The sequence below is a fragment of the Ruegeria sp. HKCCSA071 genome, assembly GCF_017872555.1.
Taxonomy (GTDB): Bacteria; Pseudomonadota; Alphaproteobacteria; order Rhodobacterales; family Rhodobacteraceae; genus Ruegeria.
This window is the reverse complement of record NZ_JAEDOX010000001.1, coordinates 133,350-155,338: the sequence shown is the minus strand read 5'-3', so window position 1 is coordinate 155,338 and position 21,989 is coordinate 133,350. Positions and strand designations below refer to the sequence as shown.

At 57.9% G+C, this 21,989-nt stretch carries 17 protein-coding genes; 4 read left to right on the top strand and 13 right to left on the bottom strand.

Annotated elements, in window-relative coordinates:
• Positions 1-39: 39 nt before the first annotated feature.
• The 5 genes from I9188_RS00770 to I9188_RS00750 form a co-directional block, all read right to left on the bottom strand.
• Positions 40-606, bottom strand: coding sequence for a helix-hairpin-helix domain-containing protein (locus I9188_RS00770; RefSeq protein ID WP_209503490.1), 567 nt, complete (start codon positions 604-606; stop codon positions 40-42).
• A gap of 92 nt (positions 607-698) precedes the next feature.
• Complete coding sequence (locus tag I9188_RS00765; RefSeq protein ID WP_209503488.1) at positions 699-1,682, bottom strand: fatty acid desaturase; 984 nt, start codon at positions 1,680-1,682, stop codon at positions 699-701.
• Positions 1,683-1,847: 165 nt separating this feature from the next.
• On the bottom strand, positions 1,848-3,311 hold the full coding sequence (gene der / locus I9188_RS00760) for a ribosome biogenesis GTPase Der (RefSeq protein ID WP_209503486.1): 1,464 nt from the start codon (positions 3,309-3,311) through the stop codon (positions 1,848-1,850).
• A 49-nt stretch (positions 3,312-3,360) separates the two neighbouring features.
• Positions 3,361-4,653, bottom strand: coding sequence for a PQQ-like beta-propeller repeat protein (locus tag I9188_RS00755; RefSeq protein ID WP_245222499.1), 1,293 nt, complete (start codon positions 4,651-4,653; stop codon positions 3,361-3,363).
• A 74-nt stretch (positions 4,654-4,727) separates the two neighbouring features.
• Entirely contained in the window at positions 4,728-5,399 is a 672-nt protein-coding gene (locus I9188_RS00750) for a hypothetical protein (RefSeq protein WP_209503482.1), read from the bottom strand.
• A 225-nt stretch (positions 5,400-5,624) separates the two neighbouring features.
• Here I9188_RS00750 and I9188_RS00745 point away from each other — a divergent pair, with 225 nt between their 5' ends.
• Positions 5,625-6,851 (top strand): efflux RND transporter periplasmic adaptor subunit, encoded by a 1,227-nt coding sequence (locus I9188_RS00745; RefSeq protein WP_209503480.1) that lies wholly within the window; start codon positions 5,625-5,627, stop codon positions 6,849-6,851.
• Positions 6,848-10,627 (top strand): efflux RND transporter permease subunit, encoded by a 3,780-nt coding sequence (locus I9188_RS00740; protein ID WP_209503478.1) that lies wholly within the window; start codon positions 6,848-6,850, stop codon positions 10,625-10,627. Before I9188_RS00745 ends, I9188_RS00740 begins: the two co-directional genes overlap by 4 nt.
• 43 nt (positions 10,628-10,670) lie before the next feature.
• On the opposite strand, the gene I9188_RS00735 is transcribed toward I9188_RS00740, so the two are convergent.
• From I9188_RS00735 to I9188_RS00725, 3 genes are all read right to left on the bottom strand, one after another.
• Positions 10,671-11,069 carry a DUF2147 domain-containing protein gene (locus tag I9188_RS00735; RefSeq protein ID WP_209503476.1) on the bottom strand — a complete coding sequence of 133 codons (399 nt, stop codon included), beginning with the start codon at positions 11,067-11,069 and terminating at the stop codon, positions 10,671-10,673.
• A gap of 58 nt (positions 11,070-11,127) precedes the next feature.
• Positions 11,128-12,933 (bottom strand): ABC transporter ATP-binding protein/permease, encoded by a 1,806-nt coding sequence (locus I9188_RS00730; protein WP_209504859.1) that lies wholly within the window; start codon positions 12,931-12,933, stop codon positions 11,128-11,130.
• Between the two features lie 76 nt (positions 12,934-13,009).
• Positions 13,010-14,392: a LysM peptidoglycan-binding domain-containing protein gene (locus I9188_RS00725; protein WP_209503474.1), complete on the bottom strand. Its 1,383-nt coding sequence runs from the start codon at positions 14,390-14,392 to the stop codon at positions 13,010-13,012.
• Between the two features lie 127 nt (positions 14,393-14,519).
• On the opposite strand from I9188_RS00725, the gene I9188_RS00720 reads away from it, so the two are divergent.
• Positions 14,520-15,071: a TIGR00730 family Rossman fold protein gene (locus I9188_RS00720; RefSeq protein ID WP_209503472.1), complete on the top strand. Its 552-nt coding sequence runs from the start codon at positions 14,520-14,522 to the stop codon at positions 15,069-15,071.
• A 95-nt stretch (positions 15,072-15,166) separates the two neighbouring features.
• Here the strand turns inward: I9188_RS00720 and I9188_RS00715 are convergent, their stop codons facing one another.
• Both I9188_RS00715 and I9188_RS00710 read right to left on the bottom strand, forming a co-directional pair.
• On the bottom strand, positions 15,167-16,045 hold the full coding sequence (locus tag I9188_RS00715; protein WP_209503470.1) for a metallophosphoesterase: 879 nt from the start codon (positions 16,043-16,045) through the stop codon (positions 15,167-15,169).
• Between the two features lie 4 nt (positions 16,046-16,049).
• Positions 16,050-16,649, bottom strand: coding sequence for a superoxide dismutase (locus tag I9188_RS00710; protein WP_209503468.1), 600 nt, complete (start codon positions 16,647-16,649; stop codon positions 16,050-16,052).
• A 100-nt stretch (positions 16,650-16,749) separates the two neighbouring features.
• Between I9188_RS00710 and I9188_RS00705 the strand changes: the two genes are divergently transcribed.
• Positions 16,750-17,511 carry an FkbM family methyltransferase gene (locus I9188_RS00705; RefSeq protein ID WP_209503466.1) on the top strand — a complete coding sequence of 254 codons (762 nt, stop codon included), beginning with the start codon at positions 16,750-16,752 and terminating at the stop codon, positions 17,509-17,511.
• 33 nt (positions 17,512-17,544) lie between these two features.
• Here the strand turns inward: I9188_RS00705 and I9188_RS00700 are convergent, their stop codons facing one another.
• The 3 genes from I9188_RS00700 to I9188_RS00690 form a co-directional block, all read right to left on the bottom strand.
• On the bottom strand, positions 17,545-18,105 hold the full coding sequence (locus tag I9188_RS00700) for a hypothetical protein (RefSeq protein WP_209503464.1): 561 nt from the start codon (positions 18,103-18,105) through the stop codon (positions 17,545-17,547).
• A 262-nt stretch (positions 18,106-18,367) separates the two neighbouring features.
• Positions 18,368-18,934: a sarcosine oxidase subunit gamma family protein gene (locus I9188_RS00695; protein ID WP_209503462.1), complete on the bottom strand. Its 567-nt coding sequence runs from the start codon at positions 18,932-18,934 to the stop codon at positions 18,368-18,370.
• Complete coding sequence (locus I9188_RS00690; protein WP_209503460.1) at positions 18,927-21,956, bottom strand: sarcosine oxidase subunit alpha family protein; 3,030 nt, start codon at positions 21,954-21,956, stop codon at positions 18,927-18,929. The genes I9188_RS00695 and I9188_RS00690 overlap by 8 nt, the downstream gene beginning before the upstream one ends.
• Positions 21,957-21,989 lie beyond the last annotated feature (33 nt).

The following is a 21,989-nucleotide window of genomic DNA, read 5'->3' as shown; positions in this document are numbered from 1 at the left end:
CCGGCACCGGTTAGGACATCAACAGAAGGCGAAGAGGTTTCACTTCTTCGCTTTTTTCTTGTCCTTCTTCTTTCCGCTTTTTTTACCGCCTTTCTTTTTTCCGTCTTTTTTTGACTTCTTGTCCTTTTTGGATTTGGCCTTCACCTTGTCCTTAGCCTTTGAAAAAGCGGCTTCCATCTCTTTGCGTTTTTTCGCGGCTTTTTCGGCCTTGGCCTTGGCTTTGGCCTTTTTCTTTTCAGCAGCTTCGGCTTTTTCGGCGGCTGCTTTTTCTTCTGCCGCCTTGCGTGCGGCTTCCTCGACCCGTTTCTCGGCTGCGGCTGCGGCGATTGTTTTGCGTGGCGCGGCTTTGCGTTCGGAAGGCCTGCGCGCCGCCGGAGTCCGGGCCGCAGTTCGGCGTGTTGCCGGTTTCGCAGCCGCCGGTTTTGCGGCAACGGCTTCTTTGGCAGATGCAATCAAAACCAACGCGCGCGCCTCACCGATCCGAGGGACCTTGACCAAATCAGCGGGAGTTGCCTTGGCTATTGCCTCGGCGGTCTTGAAACCATTGGTAACAAGGGCCTGGCCAAGCGCCTCTCCTACACCTTTTATGTCGGTCACAACGGTCATTATGGGTCCTTTCTCTGTCTGATTACTGGCTCGTATATACAAAAGATACACGAGCCCGCAAGCTGTGTGGTGGTCGTCCCTGTTCTGCCAGCTTAGTTATGGGCAAGACCAGCGGCTCGGTTGTTTCTCGGAAAGGGTACAAGGCGCTTGGCATCTTCGTCCCATAGCTTCAGGTTCAATGCCGCCACGGCCTCGGGAAACTTGATCCGGCGAGGGGTGTATTCCGGCGGCAGATTATAATGGCAGGCACGCAGGCGATATGATGGGATGCGCGCGTTGAAATGGTGGATGTCGTGCAACGTGATGCAGGCCACAGCCATATCGAACCACCACCCGAAATCCAGTGCGGATGATCCCTCAAGCGCCGCTGTCTGAGGATTCAGGTCAGGGCGGCGATCCCAGTAAGTGTCTTCGAAGTTGTGTTGAAGATAAACGAGGAAGACGCCCAGCATTCCACCCAAAAAGGAAAACACCAACCAAACCCAAATGCCCGTCATACCGGCGATCAGATACAACAATCCAAGAAAAACGACGATCGACAGATTGTGCAACACCACACCTTTGGCACCAAATCGCACTGTGTTCTTGGGCCAGCGATATCGGATGAAATAGGTGAACAACGCGCCGACCGGAACCAGGATGAACGGATTGCGATACAGCCTGTAAAACAAACGCGTTTTCCAATCAGCAGCATTCCACTCTCGCAGAGTCATCGTATGAATTTCACCCGTCTCGCGATGTTCAAGATTTCCGATGCCCGCATGGTGCAGATTGTGGTTCTGCTTCATCACCTCGAACGGGGCGAAAGTGAAAGGTGACAGGCCATGCCCTGCCCATTCGTTTTGAATCCGTGTTTCAAACAGAGAGTGATGCCCACAATCATGTTGCAGCACATAAAGCCGTACTGCGGCAAAGGCGAACACGATCCCGGCGGGTATCATGATGTACCAGCGATCAACAAAGGTGATCGCAAGGGTCAACGACGCAAAATACACCGCAAATGTGCCAAAATAACTTGCCGCGGCCAATCTGTTGTCCTGCACCGCGTAATGTCTTGTATATTCCCTCAAATCCATCCAGCCGTCTCCTTACGATGGCCGTTCAGTTTTCTGTTCAAATCTAGGTGCGGCTAGTCCGCGTGCAAGCAGTGCGTGCCCAAACAAATGCACACGCATGAATGCTAGCGTGGAGAACAGAAACTGTCACGCCCCCGTGAGGTAAGATGCTGAAAATTGGCGCAGTTACGCGCGGCCCTTGAGATGTTTGGCCAAGGCGCCGGCATTTTTCTTGCGCCGTCCCTTATATGGGTTCTTGTCACCCTGCCCGCGCAGCGTCAGTCGGATTGGCGTGCCAGGCATGTCAAAGTCCTGGCGCAACCCGTTGACCAGATAGCGGGTATAGCTTTCGGGCATCTTATCGGGATGAGAACACATCACAACAAAACCCGGCGGCCGCGTTTTCGCCTGGGTCATATAGCGCAGCTTGATGCGGCGGCCCTGTGGGGCTGGCGGCGGGTGTTGTTCCAGCATGGCAGTCAGCCACCGGTTCAACGCCGCGGTTGGCACACGGCGGTTCCAGACGTCATGGGCGCGCAGGATGGCGGCGCGCAATCTCTCAAGCCCGCGGCCCGTTTTCGCCGAGACGGTTACCAGAGGGGCTCCGCGCAGCTGCGGCAGCAAGCGATCGAAGGCTTCTTTCAGTTCCCGCAGCTTTTCCTGCTTGTTTTCCTCGACGTCCCACTTGTTTACAGCAACAACAACAGCCCGGCCTTCGCGTTCGGCCAAATCGGCAATTCTCAGGTCCTGTTGTTCAAATGGAATGGCCGCGTCCAGAAGTACGACGACAACCTCGGCGAACTTCACCGCGCGCAAACCGTCTGACACGGAAAGCTTTTCCAGCTTTTCCTGTATCTTTGCTTTCTTACGCATTCCCGCCGTGTCAAAGATCCGCATCGGAGTGCTTTCTCCGTCCGGGTCGGCCCAATCGATCCGCAGGCTGATAGCGTCACGGGTGATCCCGGCCTCAGGTCCGGTCAACAGGCGGTCTTCGCCGATGATTTTGTTGATCAGCGTGGACTTGCCCGCATTCGGACGGCCAACCACGGCCACCTGCAAAGGCTTGGCAGAGGTGATCAGGGGCATTTCGCCCTCACCGTCTTCATCCAGCTCAATCTCAGTTTCCGGGGCTTCCTCGATCTGCTTTTCCTCGGCTGCATCCGCCAATGGCATCAGCTGAGCATAAAGGTCGGTCATCCCCTCGCCATGTTCACCCGACATGCGCACCGGTTCACCCAGACCCAGATTGTATGCCTCGAGCACCCCGGCATCCGCTGCGCTGCCTTCAGCCTTGTTGGCGGCAAGGATCACGTGCTTGGACCGCTTGCGCAGGATTTCTGCAAACATCTCATCCGTGGGCGTCAGCCCGACCCGCGCGTCGATCATGAACAGGCAGACATCGGCCATGTCTACTGCGCGTTCGGTCAGGCGGCGCATCCTGCCCTGCAAACTGTCATCTGTCGCGTCTTCAAGCCCGGCCGTGTCGATTACGGTAAAGCGCAGATCGCCCAGACGCCCTTCGCCCTCGCGCAAGTCACGCGTCACACCTGGCTGGTCGTCGACCAGAGCCAGACGTTTGCCCACGAGGCGGTTGAACAATGTGGATTTGCCCACATTCGGGCGCCCCACGATGGCGAGGGTCAGCGACATGATACTCTACTTTCAAGACTCAAGTTGCGCCCTTTAACGCATCTTGCCGTCAACGGAAAGCGTGTAGATCACCTTTGGTCGAAACAACATACAGCGTCTGCCCGGCCACAACGGGGGATGCTGTCGCGCCACCGGGAACCTCAGCCTGATGAACCAGTGTTCCGTCAACTGGATTGAAGAACCGCAGATACCCGTCGTTGGACGCGACCACGATACGACCACCGGCCAGAATTGGGCCGTAATGCGCAAAGATCGGTCCCCGGCGACCGCGCTTGTCCTTGACAAAGCCCGGCAGATCCTGCGCCCAGATGACAGACCCGTCCGCCGCGTTCAGGCGCACCAGTTGGCTGCGATCACTGATCAGGAAAATGCTGTTGCCCGCAGGCCAGACAGTATCGACCGCACCTTCGTCTGCTGTCCACCGGCGTTCACCGGAAGCGGCATCAAATGCGACGGTCCGGCCCGAGTGATTGCCGATGTAGATACTGTTGCCAACAACCATCGGACCGCCGGTCACATCAACGATCTGCGCCGCAGCGCGCCCGCGACGCCCCCCTGCTACAGACGCGTTCCAGCGACGGATACCGCCGCGGCGGAACGTGGCAGCCACGTCACCCGAGCCAAAGGCGAATACAGCCAGATCAGATGCAATTGCAGGCGCAGGCGCACCCAGAACGTTCCCGACGCTGGGTGTCCCTTCGATTTGCCAGGCTATGCGTCCGTCCTTTGTGTTTACAGCCCACCCAGTTTCGTCTCCGGCCACGACGTATAACAGCCCGTCATTCACCAGCGGTGCGCCGCTGCCCGTCGCTTCCAGGCGTTTTTGCCAGCGCACGGCACCCGATTTAGCGTCCAGCGCGGTCAACCGACCGAACCCCGACGACACATAAAGGACGCCGTCGGCATAAGCCAAACCACCACCTGTTGCATCCGAGTCGCCATCACTTGGCGGGATCAGGTCGGCCTCCCATGCCAACTGTCCCTGCGGTGTGACCGCTGAAACGGTCGCTCCTGAGTCCAGTGTGAAAATCAAACCTCCTGCAACCACCGGCTCGGCAGTAATGCGCTGCTTGCGCGAGTCACCCTGCCCGATCGAAACTGACCAGATCCGCTGTGGCGTCGCGCGCAAAGCGGCATGCGTGGTCCGGTACGCGGGCGTTCCCGGACTTTGTGACCAGTTGGCGTTGACCTGTTGCCCCGGCAGGCTGATTGGTTGCGAACCGCGCTTTTCGACCGTTTCAAGATCTGAAACAGGGCGAATATCCTCGCGTTCACCGGGCAGAATGGCTTCGGGAGGCTCACAGGCCGCCAATGCGGTCAGGGCCAGCGCCGCAAAAGGCATTCCCGTGCGGGAAAAAAATCTTTTTACCATGATACTCCGAACTCGCCTGTCGTTAAGTCTTTTGTCCCGCCTGGTCAGCCTTGCTGCGCCACCAAAGGTTCAGGTTTACCACCCAAAGCAATGATCATTTGCGCGGCGCGCTGTTGCAGGTCGATACCCACCTCGGCATCCTGCCGCAGTGCCTGCAACCGGTCCAGCGCAGCATCGACATTGCCATCGGCCACGTCAATCAGGGCCAACTGCTCTTCCGCCAGCAACCGCAGCGGGGCTCCGGGGGCTGCCAACGCCTCGAACTGCTGGCGTCGGTCGGCGGCAGGCAAGGTATCGCCTTGCAACAGCAGCGATTTGAAGCTTGCAATCGCGCGGTAAATCTCGGGCAGGTCGCCCTGTACGGCCACCGCGTTCAGGCTGTTGACCGCGTCCTCTCGGGATCCAGATTCGACCTGTGACGCGGACAGCAACATATCCAGCACGGCTTTCCCGCCCGGTGACATCGCCTCTGCCTGCGCAAGACCTGCAGCCCTTGCAGCCGGGTCATTTTCGGACAATGCAGCAAGAATCGTGTCACCCAATTGCTGAGCTTGCGCCGTGGCCCGAGCCTTGCGGTATTCATTGAAAGCCGCACCGCCTACGATCAACACGACCGCGACGACGCCCACCCAGCCCCAGCGACGCAACAGCAGATAGATCCGGTCGCGGCGCACCTCTTCGGTGACCTCATCAATGAAACTGTCAGTATCGCTCATCCATGCCCCCGGGCTGTCAATCTTGTATAAGTGCGCCATGTCATACCCCGGCACCAACGCCAAGCCAAGGGTCCGATTTTGCACATTTTGACCGCTTTGCTTCCCTCTTGCGAAAAAAAGAAAACCGAACTATTCAGTTCAGTATGGAAAAGATGCCGAACAAACCCCATTTCAAGGCGTAACAGCCCAAGTTTTAATGGCGTAGATTCTTAGGAGAAACACTGTATGCGTTTGATTTCTTTCATCAACGCTCTTCTCGTGATTGTTGCACTGTATTTTTTGGTGTTTGAACGTGACACCTTGTTCGCCTTTGCCGGGCGCGGTGAAGCCGGGGAAGCGACACAAGACGAAGCAGCGGAAACCGATAACTCCGATATCTCTGCAGTGGGTGTTGTCGCCCTGCGCTCGCAAGCGCGTGAAATTGACAGCGCTGTGCTGCTGCGTGGTCAGACCAAGGCGAACCGGCAGGTCGAAGTGCTTTCGGAAACCACGTCCACCGTTATCTCTGAACCTAAACGCAAAGGTGCGTTTGTTGAGGCGGGCGATATATTATGCGAGCTTGATCCCGGCACGCGCCCGGCGCAACTGGCCGAAGCCATGGCGGGCAAACTGGAAGCCCAGAGCCGCATACCCGAAGCCGAAGCACGCCTGACAGAGGCACATGCGCTTGTTGCCGAGGCCGAGATCAATCTGACAGCCTCGCGCAAACTGGCTGAAACCGGCTATGCGTCGGAAACCCGTCGCATCTCCAGCGAAGCGGTGATGAGCTCAGCGGAAGCCGGTGTGAAAACAGCCGAAGCCGGACTGGAAGCCACGCGTGCAGGCATCGAAGCAGCCGCAGCAGCAGTCGAGGCCGCACAGCGAGAGGTTGGCCGCCTGACCATCAAAGCCCCCTTCAAGGGCTTGCTGGAAAGCGACACTGCAGAACTGGGAAGCCTGATGCAGCCTGGATCACTTTGCGCGACTGTCATTCAACTGGACCCGATCAAGCTGGTCGGCTTCGTACCCGAGACCGAAGTCAATCGGGTGCTTGTTGGGTCCGAAGCATCGGCAACACTTGTGACCGGTCGGCAACTCGGGGGGCGGGTCACGTTCCTGAGCCGGTCCGCGGACGAGACAACACGTACATTCGAGGTGGAAATCACTGTTCCGAACCCCGACTTGACCATTCGCGACGGTCAGACGGCGACAATCAGCATCGCCGCCGAGGGCGCGAAAGCCCACCTGCTGCCGCAATCGGCGCTGACTCTTAGCAACGAAGGGCAATTGGGTGTGCGCACAGTTGGCGCAGGCAACGTTGTTGACTTCATGCCAGTCCGCATCCTGCGCGACACCGCCGAAGGTGTCTGGATCGACGGCCTTCCGGAAACGGTTGATATCATCGTGGTCGGGCAGGAATTCGTGATCCGCGGTGTTACCGTTGCACCAACTTATCGGGAAGCCTCGCAATGACGGGTATCGTCGCATGGGCCGCAGGCAGGGCCCGAATGGTTATGGCGTTCATCGCCATTTCACTGGTCGTAGGCGGCTTTGCCTATGTCTCGCTTCCGAAAGAGGGTGAACCGGATATCGAAATCCCTGCCCTTTTCGTTTCGGTGCAGTTTCCCGGAATTTCAGCAGAAGACTCGGAAAACCTTTTGGTCAAGCCGATGGAGACCGAGCTGGCGGATCTCGACGGACTCAAGGAAATGACGTCGACTGCGGCCGAAGGCTATGCCGGGGTCGCGCTGGAGTTTGAATTCGGCTGGGACAAGACCTCGATCATGGCGGACGTGCGCGATGCCATGAACACGGCCCAGGCTGATTTCCCTGAAGGTGCGGAACAATACTCGCTGACGGAAATCAACTTTTCCGAATTCCCGATCGTCATCGTCAACCTGACCGGAGCTGTTCCGGAACGCACAATGGCCCGTGTCGCCAAGGATTTGCAGGACGAGCTTGAGGCGCTGGATTCCGTTCTCGAAGCGGGTATCGCGGGCAATCGTGACGAGTTGCTTGAGGTCATCATCGACCCCCTGCGGCTTGAGGCGTACAACGTGACCGCGGCCGAGCTGATCAACGTCGTACGAAACAACAACCAGTTGATCGCAGCGGGCGAAGTCGAAACCGCACAGGGTACATTCTCGGTCAAGATCCCGTCGTCATTCAAAACAGCGCAGGATGTCTATGCCTTGCCGGTCAAGGTCAATGGCGACCGGGTTGTTACGCTGGGAGAGCTTGCGCAGATCAACTACACTTTTGAAGATCGCGAAGGTACCGCCCGTTTCAACGGCGAGGCGACCGTCGCGCTGCAGGTTGTCAAACGCAAGGGATTTAACCTGATCGACACCGTTACGCAGGTGAAAGAAACCATTGCTCTGGCCAAGACCAAATGGCCGCCCGAGCTTCAGGCGGCGGTCGAGCTTGGGACGTCGAACGACCAGAGCCGTATTGTCGGTTCGATGGTCAGTCAGCTTGAAGGGTCCGTTCTGACTGCAATCGCCTTGGTAATGATCGTGGTTCTGGCATCTTTGGGTACGCGGGCCGCGCTTTTGGTGGGTTTTGCAATCCCGACCTCGTTCCTGCTGTGTTTCGCGTTTCTGGCAGTCATGGGTGTCAGTATCTCGAACATCGTTATGTTCGGCCTCATTCTGGCCGTGGGGATGCTGGTTGACGGTGCCATCGTGGTGGTGGAATACGCAGATAAACGCATCAAGGAAGGCGTCGGCCCGATGCATGCTTATGTCGAGGCGGCCCAACGTATGTTCTGGCCCATTGTATCCTCGACCGCGACGACGCTATGCGCCTTCCTGCCGATGCTGTTCTGGCCCGGTATTCCGGGCGAATTCATGGGAATGTTGCCGGTCACGCTGATCTTTGTTCTGTCGGCTTCGCTGATCGTGGCGCTGATCTACCTGCCAGTCATGGGTGGTGTTTCGGGGCGTCTGAGCCGCGTTTTTGACCGGTCTTCGAATTGGCTCCGGGCGCGTACCCGGTGGTGGGTTCGGGCGGTGATGGTGCCCCCGTCGCTCTACATGATTTTCCTTGGCGCAATGCAGGTTCTGAACCCTGACTATCTTCTGCCCGGAGGAGTGGTCGCCGGTGCCCTGCTGTTCCTGTTCGGGGCCTTTGCCGGGTCTGTAACGCTGAGCGCGGCCAAGTTCGAACGAGCGGAAGAAGACCACGTCCACACCGCTGACGAACACACACCTTTCGGACATGTGATCGGGTTCCTTGTCGGCAACCCGATCATGCCGATCGTGTCGCTGGCGGCAGTTTTCTCTGCCGTGTATTTCGTGACCTTCGTCTGGTTCCCGCAGGAATCCCGAGGTGTCGAATTCTTCGTTGAAAGCGAACCGGAACAGGCAACTGCTTACGTCCGTGCCCGTGGCAACCTGTCACTGGCTGAAAAAGACGAGATGGTGCTGCAGGCCGAACAGATCATTGGATCTCATCCGGCAGTAATCAACGTCTTTTCCTTTGCAGGCGAAGGTGGTCTGAACCAGAACACCGGCGGTGCGCAGGCACCGGCGGACACGGTGGGGCGCGTCCAGTTCGAAATTATCCCATGGGAAGATCGCCCGAACGTTTCGGAATCCGCTTTGTGGGGATTGTTTGAGCGCCACTTTGTGGCTCCAGAATTTGATGGCGATTACGTAATCGACGATCTTAACGCCAAACTGGCGACAATACCCGGAATCGTTGTTGAAATCCTGGCATTGGAACAGGGCCCGGCCTCGGCCAAGCCCGTTCACCTGCGCATCAAGGGGGACGGTTGGGACGAACTGACATCGGCCACCGTCACCGCGCGCCAGATATTTGACGAAACGCCGGGGCTGATCAAAACCGAAGACACCCTGCCCTTGCCGGGCATCGATTGGCAAATCGACGTCGATGTGGCGAAGGCCGGCCGGTTTGGGGCTGATGTGGCCACCGTCGGTGCCATGGTGCAGCTGGTGACACGCGGCATCCTGCTGGGTGAGATGCGCCCCGACAGCACAGATGAAGAGATCGAGATCCGTGTCCGATTGCCGGAAGAGGATCGCGTGCTGTCGACATTGGACACGCTCAAGGTCCGCACGCCGGACGGGTTGGTTCCGCTGTCGAACTTCGTGACCCGGGAACCTGTGGCCAAACTGGCCCAGATCAACCGTGTCGACCAGCAACGTTATTACGATGTGAAGGCCGATGTCGAACCGGGGCTGAGCAAGGTTGTGACCAAAGGGCCGGACGGGAAAGAAGAACGTCTGGCCGTAATGCGCGAAGTGGCAGACGGTTATTCTCCAACCGGCACTGTGTTGGACGGCGACGGAGGAAAGTCCTACGAGCTGGTTCAACTGACCGGTGCAGAGAGTATTGACCAGCTGCGTAGCGCGATTGACGCAGGAGACACGCAGTTCGCCCTGATTAACCCGAATGAGCGGATTGCGGTTCTGACCGAATGGCTTGAAACCAGCCCCTTCGCCAACTCGATCAGTTGGGAATGGACCGGGGATCAGGAAGAGCAGGCTGAATCCGGCGCATTTCTGGTGAACGCCTTCATGGGCGCATTGGGGCTGATGTTCGTGATCCTGCTGGCCCAGTTCAACTCGTTCTACAATTCGGTGCTGGTGCTGTTGGCGGTTGTTCTTTCGACCACCGGGGTGCTGATCGGCATGATCGTGATGGAGCAACCCTTTTCGATCATCATGACCGGCACTGGCATCGTTGCGCTGGCAGGAATTGTGGTGAACAACAACATTGTTCTGATCGATACCTATCAGGAATACAGCGCCTATATGCCAAGGATCGATGCAATCGTCCGCACTGCGGAATCGCGTATCCGCCCGGTTTTGCTGACCACGTTGACAACGATGGCAGGTCTGACCCCGATGATGTTTGGGCTTTCGCTAGACTTCATCAATGGCGGCTATTCCATCGACAGTCCCACCGCCCTGTGGTGGAAACAGCTGGCCACAGCGGTTGTCTTTGGTCTTGGCATCGCCACTGTTCTCACGCTGATCGTGACGCCGTCGCTTCTGGCACTGCGTGTCTGGGTGACAACTTACGCTGTCTGGCTCAGCCGCGGGCTTGCCCGTGTGACTGCGGGGCGGTCCAGTCAGATCGCACAGGACATGGCTATTGGTCGCTCGGCCCGCAAACTACAGGCGACCGAGATTGTGTGGGACGAGCCGTCACAATCCGAGGCCCGGCCGCGAGACGAACCTATAGATCAGGTTCCGGGATCGCCGCTAAAAGCTGCAGAATAAGGATGAAAGGACCGGGATTCCCGGTCCTTTTCGTTTTCTGCCGTCACAGTCGGGACCAGGTCTGGTGCGCGCAAATCGCATGTTCACAGCCTTTGACCATGAGCTTGTCACCTTGCAACGTCATCTGTGGAACAGCATCAACGTCGATCAGGGGAACCCAGAACTCACCCCCGCCGTATTTTCCACCGCCTTCGCTGGACACGTCCCAGAACAGCTTTTTCCCGATATTCGGCGTTTGAACTTCTTTGCCCGATGAATCAAAAGCCGAAAGTATCGTGCCGCAGAACTTGTCCGCGCAGGCGGATATCTTGATATGCGAGATCAGGTTCTTGCGATCAGGTTCGGTCTTCCAGACGCCCTCGATCGGGTCAGCCGCCACCATAGCCGGAAGAAGAACCACGACCGCTATAGGTACCAATCGTCTTGCTAAACCATTGATCATGGCGTTCACCTTTTTGCACGGCGCATCCTAGCACATTCCGCGGGGCAAGATGAGGCCCTCAGGCGGCCTCACTGTCCGACTGCTGGCGGTTCCACAGTTGAGCATATCGCCCGGACCGCGCCAACAGCTCGTCATGTGTGCCCTGTTCGATGATCTCACCGGCCTCAAGAACAACAATCCGATCCGCCTCGGCAATCGTGCTGAGGCGATGGGCAATCGTGATCACGGTCCGCCCCTCCCCTGCGTGTGCCAGCGCATCCTTGATGTCCTGTTCCGTGTCGGTATCCAGGGCCGAGGTCGCCTCGTCCAGCAACAGGATCGGAGGGTTCTTCAGCAATGTCCGCGCTATGCCAACACGTTGCTTTTCGCCGCCGGACAGTTTCAGACCGCGCTCACCCACCATGGTGTCGTACCCGTCGGGCAGCGAAGTGATGAAGTCGTGAATCTGGGCGGCCCGGGCTGCGGCCTCGACATCCTCAGGGGTGGCATCGTCGCGCCCATACGCAATGTTGTAGCGAATGGTGTCGTTAAACAGCACCGTGTCCTGCGGCACAACGCCGATGGCCGCGTGCAGGCTGGTCTGGGTCACATTCCGCACATCCTGTCCATCGATCTTCAGTGCGCCTTTGGTCACGTCGTAAAACCGGAACAACAGCCGCCCGATAGTCGACTTGCCAGACCCGGTTGCCCCAACGATTGCGACCGTCTGCCCGGCAGGAACCGTCAAGGAAATGCCCTTTAGGATTTCCCTTTCAGGGTCATACCCAAAATGCACTTCCTCAAGTGTGACCTCACCACCATTGACCGTAAGTTCGGGTGCATCGGGCTCATCGGTGACTTCGGCAGGTTGTTCGAGCAGATCAAACATCTGCCCCATATCAACCAGCGATTGCCGGATCTCACGATAGACCGTCCCCAGAAAGTTCAGCGGAACGGTAATCTGGATCATGTAGGCGTTGACCATGACAAAATCGCCCACAGTCAGGTTTCCATTCTGAACGCCAATCGCGGCCAGAACCATGACTCCGATCAGGCCGCAGGTGATCAGGAATGACTGGCCAAAATTCAGAAACGCCAGCGAATAGGCCGTTTTCAGCGCCGCGCCGGCATAGGCTTTCATCGACACGTCGTAACGTGCAGCTTCGCGCGCTTCCGCGTTGAAATACTTGACGGTTTCGAAGTTCAGCAAACTGTCAATGGCACGCTGATTGGCTTCGGTGTCCTGGTCGTTCATCTCACGCCGCAGCTTTACCCGCCATTCGGTCACGGCAAAGGTGAACCAGATATAAAGGCCGATGGTGACGGCGACGACGACCAGATACCAGACGTCGAACAACCACATCAGGATGATCGCAACCAGCAACAGTTCCAGGATCAGCGGCCCGATCGAGAACAGCAGGAATCGCAGCAGGAATTCCACGCCTTTGACGCCCCTCTCGATGATACGACTCAGCCCGCCGGTGCGGCGCGAGACGTGATAGCGCATGGACAGGTTATGGATATGCCGGAACGTCTCCAACGCCAGCGCCCGCAAGGCCCGCTGTCCGACAGGGGCAAAGGCGGCGTCCCGCAGTTGCTGGAACCCAACCGTCATCATACGCGCCACGCCGTAGGCAACCGTCACACCCACTGCGCCCAGCGCCAGCGGCGGCACGCCTTCACCTGCCAAAGAATCAACGGCGCCTTTGTATAGGATCGGGGTATAGACCGCGATCAGTTTGGCCAGAACCAGCATCGCCATTGCGATAACCACGCGGCGCTTTACCCAAACCTCGTCCTGCGGCCAGAGGTAGGGCGCAACCTTGCGGATTGTCCGCCAGCCTGAACTGCGCTCGCCGCTCTGCACCCCGTCACTCGAGGCCATCGGAGATGTTCGTCTCATCACGTACCTTGTCTGCGGTCAGAGAAAGGCTCTGGCCCGCAACGGGCCAGTGCGTTGATTATTCCGGTATCGTAAAGATTTGCCCCGGATAGATCAGATCCGGGTCGCGGATCAAGTCGCGGTTGGCTTCGAACAGGCGCACATACAGGATGCCATCGCCAAAGCGGTCACGCGAGATCGCCCACAGCGTGTCGCCCCGTTGCACAGTGACCGACCGGATTGCCGGTGCATTGTCCTGCCCGGCCGTTCCGTCACCGCCACCCGTTGCAGCTTCTAACACTTCCACAGGCTCGCGTTTGAACGGGGTTTCGACCCGGCTGCGAACTGTCCCGTCCGTGTTCACAGCGTCAACACGCAACGTGTAAACACCGGGGTCGATGCCGTCCAGATCACTCCGCCAGGATCCATCCTGTTCCGGAGCGAGGTCAGCAACCAGACGATTGTCCAGATATACCCTGATGGCCGCCCCGTCCTGCACTCGCCCGGTCAACTGAACATCACCGGTCTCAGAATACCCGATGGTATCCAGCGCGACCTGTTCCGGCGGGGTATCCCGAACTACGGGCGGTTGCACGAGTTCAACGCCTTCTTCGCCCGACCGCAGTACCGCGATCTGCTGACCCGTTTCAGATGTCTCTGCCGACTGGTCGGCAACCTGCGCTTCGCTGGTTTCTGGCGCGGTCGCTACAGGGTCTGGTGTTTCGGTCTCAACTGGGGTTTCGGTCTCTGGATCAACAACCGCCGAGGCTATCTGTTCTTCAGCTTTGGTTGTTTCGCCCTGATCGGCAGCGTCAGTTTGCTGCGCAACCGGCTCTTCTTCGACCGGCTTCGGCAGAGCGGCGATCAGATAGTCGTCAGACCGGGTCGTTTGCGCGCCGTTTTTGCTGTGCAGGATTAGCCCCTGCGCGTTATCGCTGAAGGGGATCGAGACGAACTCGGCGAACTGCCCGCTGCTGTCCACCGTGAATGTGTGTACGGTTTCACCGTTCAGCAGAACCTCAATCTGGCTGCCCGGCTCAGCGTCACCTGACAAAAGCGCCGTTCCGTCTGCTTCAACAAAAATCTGATCTAAAACCGGGGGGGCCGTGCGTGCCGGTGCATTCTCTTCCGATTGGGCCACCGCAGGTTCAGAATCTGGAACAACATCTGTTGCCGCAGCCGTATCTTCGACAGGTTCAGCGGTTGGTGCCTCATCCGGTGTTACGGTGGCCTGCTCAGCTGGTTCTGTTGTGGCGGTTTCCGCGGGCGCTTCGGCGGCTTGTTCCTGCGGCTGCGTGGTTGCAACGGACGCGGGTTCCTGCGGTGCGCCCGCCTCAGGCTCTGGCGCTTTGGTGAAAGCACCGGACAGATACAAACCGCCAACGCCCAGCACGGCAACCAGACCCGCAATCACACCCCAGACAAAATTGCCCGAGCTTCCGTTTCCCGATTTGGCGTCCATTGTTTTCCTTTCACCCCACCGTACAAAAGCTTTGTCTTCAAAAGCCTTCCAGCGGACAGTTGAGCCAATCTATCAATCCCGCTATCACGGGTCAAAACCTCTGACACAACCCCGGAGCGTCTCTTTCATGTCTCAGAAATCCGTCTGTGTGTATTGCGGGTCACGCAATGGGGCCGAGAAGGCTTATTCTGAAACCGCACGACAGTTTGGCCGCCTTCTTGCGCAGGAAGGCTGGCGGCTGGTTTACGGTGCCGGAGATGTCGGGCTGATGGGCGAAGTCGCCCGGGCCGCGCAACAGGCCGGTGGCGAGACCTTTGGCGTCATTCCGGTGCATCTGGTCAAACGAGAGGTCGGCAAGACCGACCTGACCCATTTCGTGATCACAGAAACCATGCACGAGCGGAAAAAGGTCATGATCATGAATGCTGACGCCGTCGTTGTCCTGCCCGGCGGGCCAGGATCACTGGACGAACTGTTCGAAGCACTGACCTGGCGGCAGTTGGGCCTGCACGACAAACCCATCGTGATCGTCAATGTGAACGGCTATTGGGACGCGTTGAAAACCCTGCTGCACCAGGTGATCGATCAAGGCTTTGCAGATCGGTCATTGGGCGACTTTGTCATCTGGGCTGAAGGTGCGGAAACAGCGATGACAGCCCTGCGCGACAAGCTGAGGTAGACCCGGCAGGTTGCGAAAGTGTTCGACCCCTCGCCGCGGTGCATCATTGGCGCACATATCCGGATTAGAGTTGGGGTTGGTGAAACCTCAGGTCTTTAGGCAGTCAGTTCGATGACCGTGATCTCGGGGGTCACACCAAATCGAACCGGAAGGATGGAACATCCGATGCCGCCGGAAACGACCAGATCCCGCCCGCCTTCGCGCACATGCCCATAGGCATATCTGTTGCCGAATTTAGAGGGTACGATCGGCGACCAGCCAAACAGGCGGATCTGACCGCCATGCGTATGACCGGACAGCGTCAAGGCCACCCTGGCGGGCACTTGGGGGAAGATGTCAGGCTCATGCGCCATCATCACAACCGGGGCGTCATCGGTGATTTGCGCCAGTGTCCCTGACAGATCATCCAGCCCCTGCGGTTTACCGTTGCGCCAGATCGCAAGCTGATCTTCAAGCCCCGCCAACCAGAAACCAAGAGCTTCTAGCTTGATGGCGGTATTCGACAAAACCGTAATTCCGCTCTGCTCCAGCGCATCGGCATATTGGTTGGGGCCAGCACCACGGCGCTGCGCCTGCCGGTCATCCCACCAGTCGTGATTGCCAAGTACAGCAAAGACGCCGTTCTTGGCCTCAAGGTTGGCAAGAACCGGTGCCAGATCTTTCATTTCGACAGGACGCAAAACGCCTTTGTGGCTTGCGAAGAAATCACCCAGAAGCAGGATCATATCCGGCGCAAGCGCATTCGTACGCCGTACCACCTGTTTTATTCGGTCCAGCCCGACCAAAGGTTCGCCCAGATGCAAATCTGCCAGTACGGCAATCCTGAGCGGCGGCGCAGTCCAATCCTCTCGGCGTACGTGCCATTTTCGCACACGCAGCCGCAGGCCGGGTTCGATGAAAAACCCGTAGACTGATGTGATTAGGCCTGCCAGCGTCACCGCCAGCAGGCCCTTTATGAACCGGCGTCGGTTCAATTCATTACATCCGCGACGCGACGTTTTCCCAGTTCACCAGATTGTCGAGGAAGTTTGACAGGTAAGCCGGACGCTTGTTGCGGAAGTCGATGTAGTAGCTGTGCTCCCAAACATCGCACCCCAGCAGCGCAGTCTGACCAAAGCAAAGCGGGTTCACGCCGTTTTCAGTCTTGGTCACGGTCAGCGAGCCGTCAGCATTCTTGACCAGCCACGCCCAGCCCGAGCCGAACTGACCGGCACCAGCGGCGCTGAACTGCGATTTGAATTCATCAACCGAACCAAAGCTTTCGGTCAGAGCTTTCTCAAGCTCACCGGGCATGGCGTTATCGCCGGGGCCCATCATTTCCCAGAACTGGTTGTGGTTCCACAGCTGGCTGATGTTGTTGAAGATACCGTTCTGCGCGACGGCATTTGCGTCGTAGGTGCCAACGATGATCTCTTCCAGCGACTTGCCGTCCCATTCGGTGCCGGCGATCAGTTTATTGCCATTGTCGACATAGGCTTTGTGGTGCAGATCGTGGTGATATTCCAGTGTTTCCGCGGACATACCCTTGGCTGCCAGCGCGTCATGTGCATAAGGAAGATCAGGAAGTTCAAAAGCCATGTCGGCCCCCTGTTTAAATTTGAGTTGCGGTTCCCAAGGTTAAATGCTTTGGCAGCCGCCGCAGGTCAAGGGCCGAGACAAGAAAACCCGGAGGCAGGCGATGCTGACACAGGCGCGCAAGATGTTCTACCGCGCCCGCGGTTACTATGCGGGCAACCTGAACGGCGAGCCGTTTCGTCTGGACCCTTACCATTCAAAGTTCTGGCGTAAAGCCTCCACTGGCCAGTGGGAGCCTGAAACCTTTGCCGTGATGGACCGGTATCTTTCGCCTGAAAGCGATTACCTGGATATCGGCGCATGGATCGGGCCCACAGTTCTTTATGGTGCGCGCAAGGCACGCCATGTCTGGTGCTTTGAGCCCGACCCCACGGCGTTCCGCCATCTGGCCTGGAACCTCGATCTGAATGACATTCATAACGTTTCCGCTTTGGGTGTCGCGCTGTCGGATAAGTTCGGTGTCGCCCGCATGGCCTCGGTTCGTGGCGAACCCGGGGATTCTACCAGTTCCCTTTTGCACGACGGCGCGCACGGAACCGATGCTCTGACGATTGCCTGGGATCAGTTCGCCGCAGTGAACGATCTGTCCGCCGTGTCTTTGGTGAAGATGGATATCGAAGGCGCTGAATTTTCGGTGCTGCCGACGCTGGTGCCCTGGTTGAAGCAACAGCGTCCTGCCCTGTATCTTTCAACACATGCAGGACTGTTGGAGCCGAAGACACGACTGGATCGTATGGAGGAATTGGCAGAGCTTCTTTCGTTCTACACTCACTGCCAGACAAGTGACGAGACCTGTCGAAGCTTTGAGTGTATGACCAAAGCTTCGACCTTCTCCGGGTTCAAAACATTTTTGCTGACAGGTTAAGCGCCGCAATTGACCCGACGGCGTTGTTTTCGCCTAGTACAGGCCTGCAGACGCAATTGGTTTGCACGTGCCTGTTCCATATGGTCGGAGACCCACATTTGCGTGCGGGAAGCTGACCCTCATTTTTATGGCATTGTTCTTGGGATTGAGCGTTGCCGTATACGCAACCCTATAGTCGCCTGTTGCTTGCGCTGGCAATGTCACACGCCACGACAACCGATATTCCCCTTTCCCCGTTTTCTTGAATTTGGCGTCTGCCGGTGTTTCAACAGGAGTACTTGCCAGTTCATTTGACGCACGAATTGCTCCGTCATAGGCTCTTGCGCGCTTGCCGTCTGCATCCACGCTCAAAAGCACCTTGCGTGAAATGCATCCCCGATCCTGTGTGCTATGCAGGTCGCATTCATAGCTTTGCACTTCCGCCTGAGCAGCGACTGCCGACAAACTAAAAGCCAGAAAAAGAGAAGTTAGTTTCATTTGATTTACCTTTTCTTGTGTTCTCTTTGTTTTCAACTCGCGCCCTTCGGCCGCCGGCCCTGCATTAGCAGCACAGGGACGAACAGAGGGGCTGTGAGAATAATGATGCTTCGTCATTACGCCCTTGCGAAAATCAGGGCCTATCCGGAAAATGACCGTGCCATCGAAACCAAGTACTTTGATTTGAAAGCAAATTTTACGTCAGACGCTCTTTCGCATCTAGCGCGAACAGACTGAAACACTTTCTCCAAATGGATGCAAGGCCGTCGCGTTCACAATCGTAAGCTCAGGTTAAAAAGGAAAATTAAGTTGGCTGCCCTGAAAAAAGATACCGCCCGCAATTAGCGGGCGGTCTTGTACTTTCGGGCCGAGGAAACTGTCAGTAAACGCCAACCTCACTGCCCGGTTGCGCAGCGACCTTCAGCAGTTTGAAAACGTAATCCGCAGCCGAACGGAAGCAGACCACGCGGAAGGTTTCAGCATCGTCCATCCAGAATGCGCCTGCCACTTGCGCCAGACGCGAGCGGCGAATTTGGCCGGGTTGAAAGGCCTCGGACGACAGATCAACCGGGGCGACTTTGCCCAACACTTCTCGTGCGCTGGCGCCTGATATCGTGAATACCGCGCGGGCATCCGAGACGTTGACGGCCAGTGTGTGAGTTTTTCCCAAAGCTTTGACCATTGCGGCCAGTTTGGTCTCGACCTCGGCATATGGGACCAGCACCAGCAGCTCGTCCGGTGACATCCAGCATACGCCGGTATCGCCGCTGACCAGCGCCTCGCGCTGACCGGGTACGTTCTGCCCAGTCGCATCCTTTACGGCCTTGGCGAGGCTTTTGTCGGACAAGTCGCCGCGCAGGGTGATCATGCCTTGCAGGCCACATTCCCTGACATTGGCGATGCCATCATAGCTGGCGTGGTTCAATGCGCTGATGGGTTCAGACATTCTGCTTCTCCCCGTCCTTGTCGAAGAAGATCGGGTCCACGATCTTGGCTTTGTAGGTTTTGCCATCGGTGCCCGGGAACTCGACGATTTCACCCATCCGGTCCGGGCCGTGCTTGATCAGGCCCATAGCGATCCCTTTACCGAGGTTGGCCGAGAAATAGGTCGAGGTGACACGCCCGATCATGTTGCGCTGACCGTTGGCATTGACGCCCTCACCCACTGCATATGCGCCATCAGGCAGAACAGAACCATCCACAGTCTCAAGCCCGACCAGTTTCCAACGTTCTGGGTCCGCCATATGGCTGCGCGAATGGGCGCGTTTGCCAAGGTAGTCTTCTTTCTTTTTCGACAGCGCCCAGTGGAGCCCCAGATCCTGCGGGATCACGGTGCCGTCGGTCTCGTCGCCGATCATGATAAAGCCCTTCTCGGCCCGAAGAATGTGCAGACATTCGGTGCCGTACGGCATTACTCCGAATTCCTGCCCCGCTTCGAACAGAGCATCCCAGAACGCCTGACCCTGCGATGCTGGCACGGCAATCTCATAAGACAGCTCACCCGAGAACGAGATGCGGTAAGCCCGTGCGTCGAATTCGCCGATCTTGCCATCGCGCCATTCCATGAAGGGCAGCGCCTCTTTCGACAGATCCATGCCGCCGCCCGCTTGCGCGTTCAGCTTCTCAAGCACCTTGCGGGCGTTCGGGCCGACCACAGCGACCTGAGCATATTGCTCGGTCACGTTGGCGACATAGACTTTCCAGTCCCACCATTCGGTTTGTAGCCATTCTTCCATGTGACCATGGATACGCTCGGCCCCGCCGGTGGTGGTGTGGCACAGCCAGGTGTCCTTATCAATGCGTGCGACCACGCCGTCGTCGATCAGAAAGCCGTTTTCCGAACACATCAGGCCATAGCGGCATTTGCCGACTATCAGCGTGGACATCATGTTGGTGTACATTATGTCCAGAAACTTGCCTGCGTCCGGGCCTTTGACGATCAGTTTGCCCAGCGTCGAGGCATCCAGCAGGCCGAGGTTGTCGCGGGTGTTCTTCACCTCACGGTTCACCGCGTCATGCACGGATTCACCGGGACGGACATAGGCATAGGTCCGGCGCCAGTGACCGACCGGCTCCCAGTCGGCACCGTTCCTGTCGTGCCAGTTGTGCATCGGTGTCTGACGGATAGGCTGGAATACTTCACCGCGCGCCTCGCCCCCGATCGCACCCATCGAAATGGGCGTATAGGGCGGACGGAAGGTCGTGGTTCCGACCTTGGGAATCTCGGATTCCAGCGCATCAGCAAGGATCGCCAATCCGTTGATGTTGCTCAACTTACCCTGATCGGTCGCCATGCCCAGCGTTGTATAGCGCTTGGTGTGTTCGACGCTTTCATACCCTTCGCGCGCGGCCAGTTGGACGTCAGAAACCTTGACGTCGTTCTGGAAATCCAGCCAGGATTTCATGCGCAGCTGGATTTCGGCGTTTGCCGGCATCAGCCAGACAGCCTCCATCGGTGCTTCTGCAGTGGTTTCGCCAACCGGAGCCTTGATGTTTTTCGGCTTGAACCCTGCGGCCTTGGCTGCGGCTTTTCCCACCGCGTGGGCGTCGGTCAGAACATCGCCCAGCACCAGCGCACCATTCGATGCCCCGGCGGCCAGAACAAAGCCCTCACCATTTGCGCCCAGCGGCGGGCGCGAGGGATCGGGGCGGAAAAAGGCATTCGCGTCATCCCAGGTCAGCTTGCCACCGCAATGAGACCACATATGAACGACCGGCGACCAGCCGCCCGACATGGCCACTGCATCTGCTTCAACCTCTTCACGAGCGCCTCCAACACCTTCCTGGTTGCAGATGGCGACTTTCTTGACGCGCTTGCCGCCCTTGACCTTGGCAATAGCCTTGCCCGGATCAACGCGGATACCCAACTGGCGGGCTTCCTCTGCCAAAGGTCCGGCCGTTGCCCGTGCGTCAACAATACGCAAAACATCCACACCCGCTTGCTTCAGCGTAATCGCGGTGCGATAGGCGTCGTCATTGTTGGTGGCGACGATGACACGCTCGCCCGGGTTGACACCCCAGTTCACGGCATAATCGCGCATGGCAGAAGCCAGCATCACACCCGGAACATCGTTACCAGCAAAGGACAACGGGCGTTCAATTGCGCCGGTTGCGGTTACAATTTGCTTGGCGCGGATACGCCAGAGGCGGTGGCGCGGGCCTTGCACGCCCGGCGTGTGGTCTGTCAGACGTTCATATCCCAGCACGTAACCGTGGTCATAAACACCCGCGCCCATGCAGCGGGAGCGCATGGAGACGTTGTCCATTGTTTCGAGTTCGGAAACCAATTGCTCCACGAACTTATCCACAGGCTCATCATTGACCGTGCCGCCGTCAACCGGAGCGCGACCGCCCCAATACGCGCTCTGCTCGATCAGCAGAACCTTGGCGCCCGAAGCTGCTGCCGCCTTTGCCGCCTGTAGACCGGCCACACCGCCACCGATGACCAGAACATCGGTGAAGGCATAGAAGTGCTCATAGGTATCGGCATCGCGGCTGTCCTTGTCGGGCGCTTTACCCAGACCGGCAGACTGACGGATAAACGGCTCGTAGACGTGCTTCCAGAATGGTTTCGGATGGATGAACGTCTTGTAGTAGAAGCCAGCTGGCAGGAACCGGGCGAACGCCGTGTTCACGGCACCGATGTCGTGTTCAAGGCTTGGCCAATGGTTCTGAGAGATCGCGGTCAGACCGTTGAACAACTCGGTCGTGGTGGCGCGCTGGTTCGGTTCAAACCGGTTGCCCTGCCCCAGCCCGACCAGAGCGTTCGGCTCTTCCGCACCGCTTGCGACGACACCGCGAGGGCGGTGGTACTTGAACGACCGGCCAACCATCATCTGGTCATTGGCCAGCAGCGCCGAGGCAAGCGTGTCGCCCTCATAGCCCTGCATCGACGTGCCGTTGAAGGTAAACGTGACCTTTTTCGACCGGTCAATCAGCCGGCCTTGTTTTGCGAGACGGGTGCTCATTGTGCGGACCTTTCGCAGGTGGAGGCGTCGGAG